This is a genomic window from Euzebya sp., from assembly GCF_964222135.1.
In the GTDB taxonomy this organism is placed as follows: domain Bacteria; phylum Actinomycetota; class Nitriliruptoria; order Euzebyales; family Euzebyaceae; genus Euzebya.
This window is the reverse complement of the sequence record NZ_CAXQBR010000040.1, coordinates 1-11,475: the sequence shown is the minus strand read 5'-3', so window position 1 is coordinate 11,475 and position 11,475 is coordinate 1. Positions and strand designations below refer to the sequence as shown.

Annotated in this window: 13 protein-coding genes, 2 tRNA genes, 1 pseudogene and 1 riboswitch; of the genes and pseudogenes, 8 read left to right on the top strand and 8 right to left on the bottom strand. The window is 75.2% G+C overall.

Translation table 11 applies throughout. From position 1 onward, the window contains the following. Nucleotides 1-531, bottom strand: a 531-nt coding sequence (locus tag ACEQ2X_RS09560) for a hypothetical protein (protein ID WP_370325580.1), incomplete at its 3' end; no start/stop codon positions are given. Nucleotides 532-633: 102 nt separating this feature from the next. Between ACEQ2X_RS09560 and ACEQ2X_RS09555 the strand changes: the two genes are divergently transcribed. After that, nucleotides 634-722, top strand: a tRNA-Ser gene (locus ACEQ2X_RS09555). 1 nt (nucleotide 723) lies between these two features. On the opposite strand, the gene ACEQ2X_RS09550 is transcribed toward ACEQ2X_RS09555, so the two are convergent. The 5 genes from ACEQ2X_RS09550 to ACEQ2X_RS09530 form a co-directional block, all read right to left on the bottom strand. After that, entirely contained in the window at nucleotides 724-1,719 is a 996-nt protein-coding gene (locus ACEQ2X_RS09550) for a molybdopterin-dependent oxidoreductase (protein WP_370325579.1), read from the bottom strand. A 5-nt stretch (nucleotides 1,720-1,724) separates the two neighbouring features. Continuing rightward, nucleotides 1,725-3,131, bottom strand: a complete 1,407-nt coding sequence (locus ACEQ2X_RS09545) for an EAL domain-containing protein (protein WP_370325578.1) — start codon at nucleotides 3,129-3,131, stop codon at nucleotides 1,725-1,727. 114 nt (nucleotides 3,132-3,245) lie between these two features. Continuing rightward, a tRNA-Ser gene (locus ACEQ2X_RS09540) sits at nucleotides 3,246-3,337 on the bottom strand. 34 nt (nucleotides 3,338-3,371) lie between these two features. Continuing rightward, nucleotides 3,372-3,887, bottom strand: coding sequence for a nucleoside deaminase (locus ACEQ2X_RS09535; protein WP_370325577.1), 516 nt, complete (start codon nucleotides 3,885-3,887; stop codon nucleotides 3,372-3,374). Nucleotides 3,888-3,989: 102 nt separating this feature from the next. Next, nucleotides 3,990-4,400 carry an Hsp20/alpha crystallin family protein gene (locus tag ACEQ2X_RS09530; RefSeq protein ID WP_370325576.1) on the bottom strand — a complete coding sequence of 137 codons (411 nt, stop codon included), beginning with the start codon at nucleotides 4,398-4,400 and terminating at the stop codon, nucleotides 3,990-3,992. 128 nt (nucleotides 4,401-4,528) lie between these two features. On the opposite strand from ACEQ2X_RS09530, the gene ACEQ2X_RS09525 reads away from it, so the two are divergent. After that, complete coding sequence (locus ACEQ2X_RS09525; protein ID WP_370325575.1) at nucleotides 4,529-5,026, top strand: hypothetical protein; 498 nt, start codon at nucleotides 4,529-4,531, stop codon at nucleotides 5,024-5,026. Between the two features lie 11 nt (nucleotides 5,027-5,037). Here ACEQ2X_RS09525 and ACEQ2X_RS09520 read toward each other — a convergent pair whose 3' ends face one another. Next, nucleotides 5,038-6,477: a sodium:solute symporter gene (locus tag ACEQ2X_RS09520; protein WP_370325574.1), complete on the bottom strand. Its 1,440-nt coding sequence runs from the start codon at nucleotides 6,475-6,477 to the stop codon at nucleotides 5,038-5,040. Then, nucleotides 6,445-6,561, bottom strand: a riboswitch (TPP riboswitch). (Overlaps the previous gene by 33 nt.) A gap of 44 nt (nucleotides 6,562-6,605) precedes the next feature. Between ACEQ2X_RS09520 and ACEQ2X_RS09515 the strand changes: the two genes are divergently transcribed. From ACEQ2X_RS09515 to ACEQ2X_RS09500, 4 genes are read left to right on the top strand one after another with little or no spacing between them, the layout of a single operon-like run. Continuing rightward, the gene (locus ACEQ2X_RS09515) at nucleotides 6,606-7,388 is read left to right on the top strand and encodes an SDR family NAD(P)-dependent oxidoreductase (protein ID WP_370325573.1); all 783 of its coding nucleotides are present in this window, start codon (nucleotides 6,606-6,608) and stop codon (nucleotides 7,386-7,388) included. 33 nt (nucleotides 7,389-7,421) lie between these two features. Beyond that, complete coding sequence (locus ACEQ2X_RS09510) at nucleotides 7,422-8,045, top strand: cysteine hydrolase family protein (protein WP_370325572.1); 624 nt, start codon at nucleotides 7,422-7,424, stop codon at nucleotides 8,043-8,045. Beyond that, on the top strand, nucleotides 8,042-8,965 hold the full coding sequence (locus ACEQ2X_RS09505) for a pseudouridine-5'-phosphate glycosidase (protein WP_370325571.1): 924 nt from the start codon (nucleotides 8,042-8,044) through the stop codon (nucleotides 8,963-8,965). The genes ACEQ2X_RS09510 and ACEQ2X_RS09505 overlap by 4 nt, the downstream gene beginning before the upstream one ends. Nucleotides 8,966-9,011: 46 nt before the next feature. Further along, complete coding sequence (locus ACEQ2X_RS09500) at nucleotides 9,012-9,893, top strand: carbohydrate kinase family protein (protein WP_370325570.1); 882 nt, start codon at nucleotides 9,012-9,014, stop codon at nucleotides 9,891-9,893. Here the strand turns inward: ACEQ2X_RS09500 and ACEQ2X_RS09495 are convergent. After that, nucleotides 9,881-10,354, bottom strand: a complete 474-nt coding sequence (locus tag ACEQ2X_RS09495) for a histidine phosphatase family protein (RefSeq protein ID WP_370325569.1) — start codon at nucleotides 10,352-10,354, stop codon at nucleotides 9,881-9,883. The two genes, ACEQ2X_RS09500 and ACEQ2X_RS09495, sit on opposite strands and share 13 nt — an antisense overlap. Nucleotides 10,355-10,409: 55 nt before the next feature. Between ACEQ2X_RS09495 and ACEQ2X_RS09490 the strand changes: the two genes are divergently transcribed. After that, nucleotides 10,410-11,096, top strand: a complete 687-nt coding sequence (locus tag ACEQ2X_RS09490; RefSeq protein WP_370325568.1) for a DNA alkylation repair protein — start codon at nucleotides 10,410-10,412, stop codon at nucleotides 11,094-11,096. A 90-nt stretch (nucleotides 11,097-11,186) separates the two neighbouring features. Further along, nucleotides 11,187-11,475: pseudogene (locus ACEQ2X_RS09485) on the top strand (hypothetical protein); the annotation flags it as partial.

Sequence of the window (11,475 nt, the reverse complement as noted above, 5' to 3'; positions counted from 1 at the left end):
GACCACCCGACCGCCGGCGCGGTCGGCGGTCGTGGCGAGGCCGGCCACCGCGAGCGCCCCGCGGAGGCCGGCGGCCGGTCCGCCGACGCCCTCCGCGCGGATGTCCACCGCGTCGGGGTCGACGTCGCTGCCGGCTGCCGCGAGCCCGACGGCCACCGCGGTCCGCTCGGCGGACTCGAAGAGCGCCGTCTGCTCGGCGACGAAGTCCGCCTCGCTGGCGCCGCCGAGGATCGCGTCCCGGCTGACGACGTGGGCGTCGCCGTCGAAGCCGGCGGCGAGCGCCGACCAGGTGGTGGCGTCGTCGAGTCGGATCGTGAGGAACAGGAAGTCGCCGTCGACCGGGTCGGGGTCCGGCAGCTCGATCGCGTCGGCCAGGGCGATCGCCGGACCGGGGCGCTGCACGTAGGCCGGGAGGGGGGCCTGGGCCAGGACGAGGACGCCGAGCGCGACGGCGGCGACCAGCAGCCAGCGCTGCAGCCGGCGACGTGGCGGCCCGTCAGCCGTCGAGGGCGGTGGTGAGGTGGAGGGCATCGGGTGTCGGTCGCCCGGGCCGGGTGGAGGGCCGGGTGGGGAGGGCCGGGACGACCGCTATACTGCCGTGCTCGACGGTCCGGACAGGTCCGACCGTCACCGGGAGTCGTCGCCTAGTCTGGCCTATGGCGCGGTCTTGGAATGGCCGTAGGGTGGCAACGCCCTCGAGGGTTCGAATCCCTCCGACTCCGCTCAGGGCCCGGCAGCCCCACGGCACGTCACGCGGGGACCGTCATCTCGACGAGGTGGACGTGGGTGCCGGCGTAGCCGCCCAGGTTCCAGCGCGGCTCGAGGGGTTGGACGTCCCCGCTCGCGTCGGTGGCGCGGCTGCCGAGCCGGTGCTCGCCGGGGGCCGGGTCCTCCCAGGTCCAGGTGAACCGGTGCCAGGCGTGCGGTCCCGGCGCGGGGTGCACCGCCCGCGTCGGCCCAGGTCGTCCCGCCGTCGGTGGTCACCTCGACGCGGGTGATCGGCCCGTGACCGGACCAGGCCCGTCCCTCCACCGGGCAGGGGCGGTGGGCGTCCACGACGCGCCGGCGGGTCATGAAGTCGGGGATGCCGGGCGGCGCGACCGGGCTGCGCACCACGATCCGGTCGATGCCAGGGTCGTCGGGGTGCTGGCGCATCCGGTTCGCGCGGGCCTGCTGGTAGCCGGTGAAGGGCTCGGTCACGACCTCGATGCGCCGGAGCCACTTGACGCTCGCCATGCCGTACCAGCCGGGGACCAGCAGGCGGAGCGGGAAGCCGTGCTGGGGCGGGAGGTCGCCGCCGTTCAGGCCCCAGACGACCAGGACCTCGTCCGCGGTCGCCAGGTCCAGCGTGAGGCTGCGCCGGTAGTGCTGCGCCTCCCCTCCCTCCACGCCCCGGTCCGCGCCGGTGAAGACGACCTCGACCGCCGCGTCGGAGGGGCCGGCGTCGGCCAGCAGCGACGCGAGCCGGGTACCGGTCCACTCCCCCGTGCCGACCGCCTCGACCAGCCACGGCTGGCTCAGCGCGCGCGGGCTGTAGCGGGCGCGCCCGTTGCCGGCGCACTCGAGCGCGACCGGGACCGTCACCTGCGGGCGGGCCCGCAGGTCGTCGAGGGACAGCTCGAGCGGCCGCGACACCGCCCCGTCGACGGTCACGCGCCACGCGCCCGCGTCGCCGACGACCGGCACGTCGTAGTGGAGCAGCAGGTAGTGGAGGCCCACGGGCGCTACACCACGCGTTCGACGAGCCGGCCGTCCACCCCCACGGCGGGCATGGCGAGCTTGCGCATGAGCAGCTCGGCCACCCGGGAGACCGCGCGGCGGTCCCGCGTCGTGATCACGTCGAGGAGGCGGTGCCCGTCGGCATCGACCTCACCGGCGTCGAAGGCGACGGCGACCTCGGCGTGGTGGGCGCCGATGACGACGACGCACCACTCGTCGGCCATCTCCTCACCGCGCGTGAGGCTGGCCGACTGCCACCCCGGACGGACCCGGTTCGCCATGTCGACGCCGATGGCGCCGCAGAAGGCCGCCCGGTCGCTGATCTTCTCGAAGTGGCGGTCCGGGTGGCCCCAGGGGCCCGGCGCGGGTGGGAAGCAGCCGAGCACGACCGGGGCCTCGCGGCTCAGCAGGGCGCTCTGCTCGACCCGGGCGAAGATGCGGCGGGCGCGGGCCTCGCCGAGGCTCTGCCGCTCCTCGGCGACCGGCTCGACGATGTCCCACGGGCTCGACGCGTCGACCGGCTCGCTGGCCGGCAGGAGCGGGACGGCACGGCGTGGGGACGGCAGCCGCGAGGGCAGCGCCGACGGGCGCCCGAAGTACCACCCCTGGCCGAGGGAGGCCCCGAGCTCGCGGGCGCGCTCGACGTGGGCGGCGGTCTCGATGCCCTCGGCCAGGATGGTCGCCCCGGTCCGGTCGGCGTGCTCGCGGACCGCGCTGATCATCCGCAGGTCGTCGTCGTCGAGGACCTCCTTGCGGACGTAGACGAAGTCGAGCTTGATCACGTCGGGGTTGACGAACGGCATCAGCGCGAGGGACGCCGGGTCGGCGCCGACGTCGTCGAGCGCCACGCCCCACCAGCGCTCCCGCGCCCAGCTCAGCCAGTGGAGCAGCTCCGCGGGGCGCTGCAGCAGCGCGCGCTCGGTGACCTCGAGGACGACCCGGAGGTCCTGCTCGGCCTGCTTCATGATCAGGATGAGGTCGTCGGGGGCGCGCGTGGCGGCGACGTCCGGCTCGACGTTCACGAACAGCGTCAGGTCGCTGCCCATGCCGGCTCGGATGGCCCCCTCCATCGCGCGTGCGCGGCAGACCCAGTCGAGCTCGCGGACCATGCCCATGTCGCGGGCGGTGCCGAACAGCAGGTCCGGGCGCTCGAGGGGCGTGCCCTTCGGCCCGCGGCTGAGGGCCTCGTAGGCCACGACCTCGCGGGTCCCGAGGTCCACGATCGGCTGGTACTGCGGGTCCACCGCCCGCGTCTCGAGGATCCGGTCGAAGTGGCGGGCGCGGCTGTACGGCAGGGCCGTCGCCCCGATCCGCCGGCGACCGGTGTCGGGGGGCACCGCGGGATCCTTCGGCCGCAGGACGCCGATCTCGGGCAGCGCGCTCACCTCCTCGCCGGGGACAGGTCTGGACACGGCCTTCACATCGGCCGGGGGGGGCGCCGCTTGAGGACCCGGACGGCAACCGTGCGCACAGATCCGCGGGCGCCGCCGCCGAGGTCCGGTCAGCATCGAGGCCCCCGCCCAGGCTGGTGGTGGAGGAGGGATTCGAACCCTCGAGGAGCTTGCACCCCTACTCGCTTTCGAGGCGAGCGCACTAGGCCGGACTATGCGACTCCACCGGGAGGCGGCATGGTACCCGCTCGCCTCCGGCGTTCACATCCCGTCGGCGGCGTCCGGGCGCCGGCGTCCGGGGCGTCGCCCGGCCCGTCGCGCGGCGAAGAAGTCGGTCAGGAGTCGGCCGCACTCCTCGGCCCGGACGCCGGCGACGACCTCGGGCCGGTGGTTGTGCGGGCCCTCGTCGACGAGGCGGAGGACCGACCGGGCGACCCCGGCCTTCGGGTCCGCGGCGCCGTACACGACGCGGTCGATCCGGGACAGGGCGATCGCGCCCGCGCACATCGTGCAGGGCTCGAGCGTCACGACGAGGTCGCAGCCGTCGAGGTGCCAGTTGCCGATCGCCGCCGCCGCGCCGCGCAGGGCCAGGACCTCTGCGTGGGCCGTCGGGTCTTGGTCGAGCTCGCGGCGGTTGCGGCCGACGGCGATGACCTCCCCTCCCCGCGCCACCACGGCGCCGACGGGGACGTCGTCGTGGGCCGCGGCGAGCCGCGCCTGCGCGATCGCCGCGGCCCTCAGGTCGTCGAGCGGGGCGGGTGGGACGGGGGCGGGCATCTCGGCGCACCGTACCGCCACGCCTCCGGACGCCGACGACCCCCCGAGGGAGAGTCGGGGGGTCGTCTCGCAGCGACCGCGTCCGGTCGCTGGATCCACTGGTCAGGCGGTGATGGAGACGGGGATCTGGCGCGGCTTGCGCTCCGGCGCGTGCGGGACGCGGACCTCGAGCACGCCGTTCTCCAGGTGGGCGGTGATCATGTCGGGGTCGACGCCGTCGGGCATCGTGAAGGACCGGGCGAACGCGCCGTGGCGACGCTCGCGGCGGACCCACGTGGCGCCCTCGGCCTTGGGGTCCTCGGGACGCTCGGCGCTGATCATCAGGCGCCCGTCCTCGAGGGTCACGTCCACGCTGTCCTGTGCCACGCCGGGCACGTCCATGCGGACGAGGAACGCCTCGTCGGTGCGGATGATGTCGACGGCCGGGGCGACGGCGTCGTCGGTCGTGGAGCGGGTGAGCTCACGCTGCAGGGCGGCGAGCTCGGCGAAGGGGTCGAAGCGGACGAGTGCCATCACGGACCTCCCTTTCATGTGTCTGGAAACCTGAGCCTGATGGACGCAGATAAATATACGCCCATCACCGAGATCTGCAACTCCTTCTCTCCCTCTCGGCGTTGTGCGTCGGGCGCTAGGGTCCCCCCGTGCCCGAGCGCGCCGACATCGCCGACTGGATCACCGAGCACCTGCCGAGGGGGTGGTTCGAGGACGTCGAGGTGCGCTGCGACAAGGACGAGATCCTGGTCGTCGGACGCCTCAAGCCCGTCGCCGACGAGCCTGACGGCGCCTGCATCGCCCGGTTCCGCGAGACCACGCGGGAGCGGCGGATGCAGATCGCCTCGGCTGCCGAGCGCCGGTTCGGGCGCAAGGTCAGCTGGGGCGCGGTCTGCGGACCCACCGAGCACCTCTTCACCACCCTCAGCGTCCCGGCGATGACGCGGCTGCGGTTGGACGAGCGGCGCGTCCTCGACACGCTGATCGACGCCGGGGTCGCCCGCAGCCGCAGCGACGCGCTCGCGTGGTGCGTCCGGCTGGTGGCGGCGAACGAGGAGGAGTGGCTGTCAGAGCTCCGCGTCGCCTTCGAGGCCGTCGAGCGCGTGCGGGCGGCCGGACCGGCGGGCAACCCCCCGGCCGAGGGCTGACACCCCGCGGGTCACACCGCCCGGGAGGGGCGGTGCAGATCAGCCACCTCGACGCGCCGACCCCCGAGCAGCGACACGACGACCGTCACGACCGCAGAGGAGGCCAGGGCCCCGGCGAAGGGCGGCAGGGTCGACACCGCCTCGGGGAAGGTGGCCCGCTCGAGGGCGGCGACCACCGAGCCGGTCGCGACGAGGTCGGGCAGCAGGGCCCCCGCCAGCCCCGCCGCGGCCCCGGCGACCGCGCCGGCGGCGGTGGCCCGGGACCACAGCCCGGCCAGCAGCGGGACGACGACGGCGGCGCAGAGGAGGTCGGCGACCAGCAGCAGCCGCAGCACGCTGTGGCCCTGCACCGCGACGACCACCGCCGGCACCATGACCGCGACGGTGATCAGGCGCGCCGTCGCCAGCCGCGGCGACGCCAGCTCCCCGGCCACGAGCGACGTCAGCCCCGTCTCGAGGGTGTCGACCGACGACGCGACCAGAGCCGTGCCGAGCACCAGGACGACACCTCCCACCGCCGTCGACAGCCCGCTGGTCAGCGCGAAGAACGGCACGGGGGAGACGTCGAGCCCCTGCCCGCTGCCGGCGGCCAGGACGCCGAAGAGCCCCACGACCACGATCACCGGCACGGTCAGGGCGATGCCGAGACCCGCGCCACGGCTGAGCGCCCGGGCGTCCGCCGCCGCCCACACCCGCTGCCAGTAGCCCTGGTGGAACATGTTCGCGGCGGTGACGGCGATGACGAGGGTCACGGCGACCTCGACGCCGGGACGGTCGACGCCGAGCAGCCCGCTGCCGGTCAGCGCCGCGCCGGCGTCGTCCACCGAGCTGACGACGGCCACGAACCCGACGGCCAGCAGCGCGATGATCATCCCCGACTGCCACCGGTCGGTGACCAGCGAGGCGCGGAGGCCACCCCACGTGGTGTAGGCGAGCGTCGCGGCCGCCACGGCGACGACGGTCAGGCGGGCGTCGACGCCGGCCACCAGACCGGTCACGCCAGCCACGGCGGTCAGCTCCGCAGCCACGTAGATGCCCATGTACGCGACGCTGACGACCGACACGACCGCCGCGAACCCGCGTCCGTACCGCAACCGGACGAACTCGCCCAGCGAGTGCCCGCGGGGCACCGCGCGCCGGATGCGGCTGCCGAGCACCGCGAACAGCGCGACCGGTGCGGCCGCCCCGACGGCGTAGCCGAGCAGGCCCACCAGCCCCACCGCTGCGCCCACCTCCGGCGGGGCGAACAGGATCCACGCCCCCATCCCGGCGGCGAGGAACGACAGGCCGAGGGTCACGGGCCCCTGGGAGTCCCGGGCGGTCGTGTACGTCTCGGCGTCGGTGTCACGTCCGACCGCCAGGCCGAGAGCGACGAACGCCCCGAGGGTGACGAGGACGACAGCGGTCCCCGCGGTCGCGTCGAGCACGGTGCGCACTCCCTCCGCCGGCATCAACCGGATCAGGTTCGTGGGGTCTGCTCCCGCCCCGGTGACGGGCGGTGCACTCTCAGCCGATGGGCTCCCCCGGCGTGTCTGGCAGCGTAGTGCACCCACCACCCCCACCTCACGGAGGTCCCCCGATGTCCAGCCCCTACCGCCGCGCGCTGGTGACCGGCGCGTCCTCCGGGATCGGTCGTGCCATCGCGACCGAGCTGGCCGCCGACGGCGTCGACCTCGTCGTCGTCGCCCGGTCCACCGACCGGCTGTCCGCGCTGGCCGACGAGCTCGACGTCGAGGTCGAGGTGATGACCGCCGACCTGCTCGACGACACCGACGTGCGCCGGGTGGTCGAGCGGCTGGGGGTCGACCCCGCCATCGACCTGCTCGTCAACAACGCCGGGTTCGGGAACGGCGGGCGCTTCGACCGCCTCGACCTCGACCGCGAGCTCGCCCAGGTCCAGATCCACATCCGCGTCATGATGCAGCTGACCCACGCCGCCCTGACGGCCATGCGAGCCCGCGGCGGCGGCGGCGGGATCCTGAACGTCTCGTCGATGGGTGGGTTCCAGCCCATGCCCGGCTCGGCGACGTACATGGCGTGCAAGGCGTACGAGACGAGCTTCAGCGAGTCGATCCGCCTCGAGAACGCCGGCAGCGGCATCCACGTCACCGCCCTCTGCCCCGGCTTCGTCGACACCCCGATGGTGCAGCGCGACGCGGCCGCACGGCGCCTTCCCCGCCAGCTGCTGCTGTCACCGGAGGGCGTCGCCCGGGCCGGCATCGACGGCGTGGCGGAGAACAAGGCGGTGGTGGTGCCCGGCGTCGGCTGGAAGGCGGCCGCGGCCCTGTCGGGCGCGATGCCGCGCAGCGCGACCCGGCTGCTGCTGGCAGGGGTCGGCAGACTGGGTCGCTCCGGCAGCTGACCGGAGCGAGCTGCGAGCCGAGGAGGAGCCGACATGCGCGACACCGACCAGCACCACGCCGGGGGGCGCTACGCCGAGGGGACCGCACTGGTCGTCGTGGACGTCCAGAACGACTTCGCCCACCCCGACGGGTCGTTGTACGTGCGGGGTGCCGAGCACGCCGTCGCCCGCGTCGCCGAGGAGGTCGCGACCGCCCGCGACGCCGGCGTGCCCGTGATCCACACCGCTGACTGGCACCCCCCGCGGACCCCGCACTTCGACGTCGACGGGGGGACCTGGCCGGTCCACTGCGTCGCCGACACCTGGGGCGCGGCGCTGCACGAGGCGGTCCCCGTGTCCGGCCCGGTCGTGCGGAAGGGGGTCGACGGGGGCGACGGCTACTCCGGGTTCAGCGTCCGCGACCCGGCGTCCGGGGAGGAGCACGCCACCGAGCTGGAGCGGCTGTTGCGGGAGGGCGACGTCCATCACGTCGTCGTCGTCGGCATCGCCACCGACGTCTGCGTGGCGGCCACCGTCGAGGACGCCCGCCGACTCGGCTTCGAGGTCACCGTGCTCGCCGACGCGACCGCTGCCGTCGACCTGGCCGAGGGGGACGGCGACCGCGCGCTCGACCGCATGCGCGACGCCGGCGCCACCGTCGAGGGGGTGCTCCGGTGACCCGGCTGCAGCTGACCGACGAGGTCGCGACCGCGCTCGCCGAGGGGCGGGGGGTCGTCGCCCTCGAGTCGACGCTGATCGCCCACGGCCTGCCCCGTGGGGACAACCTCGAGGTGGCCGGCCGCCTCGAGTCGATCGTCCGCGACGCCGGTGCGGTGCCGGCGACCATCGCGGTCGTCGACGGCCAGCCCCGCGTGGGACTCGACGCCGACGCCCTCAAGCGGGTCGCCACCGACGACGACGTGGTGAAGCTGAGCACCCGGGACCTCGGCGTGGCAGTCGCCACCGGGCGCACCGGCGCGACGACCGTCGCCTCCACCGCGCACCTGGCCGCGCTCGCCGGGATCGGCGTCTTCGCGACCGGTGGCCTGGGCGGCGTCCACCGCGAGGCGCGGGAGTCGTGGGACGAGTCCGCCGACCTGGCCGCCCTGGCCCGCACCCCGGTCGTCGTCGTCTGCGCGGGGGTGAAGTCGATCCTCGACGTGCCGGCCACCCTGGAGCGGCTCGAGACCCTGGGCGTCCCGGTCATCGGCTACCGCACCGAGGACTTCCCGGGCTTCTACCTGCACAGCTCGGGCCACCCCGTCGACTGGTCGCTCGACAGCGTCCCGGCCGTCGCCGACGTGGTGGAGGCCAACCGCGGGCTGGTCCTCGACGAGCGCGCGATGGTCCTCGCCAACCCCATCCCGGAGGCTGACCAACTGGACCCCACCACCCACGACCGGGTGCTGCACTCGGGCCTCGCGCTGCTGCAGAGCCGCCGCATCACGGGCAAGGACGTGACCCCGTTCCTGCTCGAGCACTTCCACGACGCGACCCACGGCGAGAGCCTGCGGGTCAACATCGCCGTCGTCGAGCGGAACGCGGCGCTCGCCGCCGAGCTGGCGGTCGAGCTCGCCGGCCGCCCGAGCAGCCGGTGAGGGCTCGCCGCGGCGGCACCCGGGGTGAGAGAGGGGGGAGGGCGGGGTGATCGCCGTCGTCGGTGACGTGCTCGTCGACGTGGTCGTGGCCCCGTCGACGGCCACGGCTCGGGGCAGCGACACGGCGTCGTCGATCACCTGGCGCCGGGGCGGCGCGGCGGCGAACACGGCGGCGTGGCTCGCCGCCGTGGGCGCGCCCGTCCGCCTCGTGGGCCGGGTCGGGGCCGACCTGGCCGGTCGCGCGCTCGCCGAGGTGCTCGGTGAGGCCGGCGTGGACTGCCGCTTCGCCGTCGACGCCGACGCCCCGACCGGCACGGTCGTCGCGATCACCAGCCCGTCGGATCGCGACATGTACACCAGCCGCGGTGCCGCCGGCCGCCTGTCACCCGAGGACCTCGGCACCGGTTGGCTGGACGGCGTCCGCCACCTCCACCTCAGCGGCTACGCGCTGCTCGGCGAGGGCACCCGCGCCGCGGCGCGGCGCGCCTTGTCCGATGCGGCCGCGGCAGGGGTCTCGATCAGCGTCGATCCGGCGTCCCGCGAGCCGCTCGCCGCCGTGGGGGTCGAGCGGTTCCTCTCCTGGCTGCCACCCGGCGTCCTGCTGACCCCCAACACCGACGAGGCCGCGCTGCTGGCGGGTGTGGACGACCCGCTGCGGGCGGCGGCGGCTCTCGCCGGACGGGTGGGCGAGGCGGTGGTCACCTGCGGGGCCGACGGGGCGGTCTGGTCCGACGGCGTCCAGTCGGAGGTCGTCGACGCGCACCCGTGCGGCACCCGTGCCGTCGACCCGGTGGGCGCCGGCGACGCGTTCACCGCCGGGCTCCTCCACGCCCGGACCCGGGGGGCGTCGGTCTCCCACCAGCTCGCCGAGGCGGTCCGCGTCGCGGCGCGGGCGGTCGGCGGGGACCACCCCGGTCAGGGCCGGTAGCCCACCACCGTGGCGCACCCCGCGCGCAGGGCCGACCACGGGCCGGGGGCGCGGAGCACCGCGATCGCCGCGGGTGCGAAGGCCACCGCCGACCCGTCCCCCGCTAGGCCGTCGGCGAGCTGCCCGATGGTCGGGAGGTGGCCGATCACGGCCACCCGCCGGACGTCTGGACCCAGCTCGGCCAGGCGCAGGAGGAGGCTGGCCGCGGTGGCCTCGTAGATGCGGTCGTCGACCTCGACCGCGCCACCGATGTCGCCGACGGCCTCGAGCGTCTCCGTCGCCCGGCGGGCCGACGAGCACAGCACGAGGTCGGGGGCGAACCCGACCACGACATCCGCGCGCTCGCGGGCGCGGCGACGGCCCTCGTCGGTGAGGGGACGCAGCGCGTCGGGGGTGCCCGGAGCCCCGGGGGCGGCGTCGGCGTGGCGCATGAGCAGGAGGTGGAGGTGCGTGGCGGTCACTCCCGCAGCATGCCGGAACGCCGTCCCCGGCGAGAGCGGGTACGGTCCGGGACCGATGAGTCCTGCAGAGCTGGTGGCCGAGCTGGCCGAGGCCTACCGCGAGCACGCCGATGCCGAGGCGGCCGAGGCGATGTCGGCGTACATGCGCGGGCAGTTCCCCTTCATCGGGATCCAGGCGAAGCAGCGCCGCGCGATCGACCGCGCCGTCACGGCGAAGGCGCCCTCACGGCCGACGCACCACTACCTGGTCAAGGTCGCCCGCGACTGCTGGGGGCGGCGCGAGCGGGAGTACCAGTACTTCGCCGTCGACTACCTGCGGCGCCACCACCGGCGGTTGGACCCGCCGTTCCTCGAGATCAGCCGGGAGCTCGTGGTCACCAAGTCGTGGTGGGACACCGTGGACGCCCTGGCGGGCGGGGTGATCGGCCCGTTCGTGCGCGCGCACGGGATGGTCGAGGCCATGGACAGCTGGGTCACCGCGGACAACCTGTGGGTGGTCCGCACCGCCCTCTTGTTCCAGCTCGCCGCGAAGGAGGACACCGACGTCGAGCGGCTGTTCACCTACTGCCTGCAGCGCGCGAACGACGGCGACATCTTCATCCGCAAGGCCATCGGCTGGGCGCTCCGCCAGCACGCGAGGACCGACCCGTACGCGGTGAAGCGGTTCGTCGCGGCGCACGCCGACACCCTCAGCCCCCTGTCGATCCGCGAAGCGATGAAGCACCTGACCGGCGAGGCCTGACCGACCCCGAGACGTCCTCAGGGCCGGTGGGGGGCAGGTCCGGGGCGCTCCCGGATCCGCCCGGGCGGGGGCGTGGCCATCGTGGAGCGCATGGACCACGCACCGCCCACGCACCGCCCACCGACCGCCCACGGCCCCCTCCCCCCGCCTCCCCCCGCACCTCCCTGGCAGGCGGGACCGCCGCGCCGGTCGCGCCTGCCGAGCACCGCCGAGGTCCTCGGCTGGGGCGGCGGATCGACGACGGTGATCGGCGTGGTCGCCGTCACCTGGGACTTCTGGGCCCGCATCCCCGACGGGGTGCTGGTCGGCCTGCTGCTCCTCGCGAGCGGCGTGCTGGGCGTCGCCGCGGGGGTGGTCGGCGACCGCGACCGCGGCGACG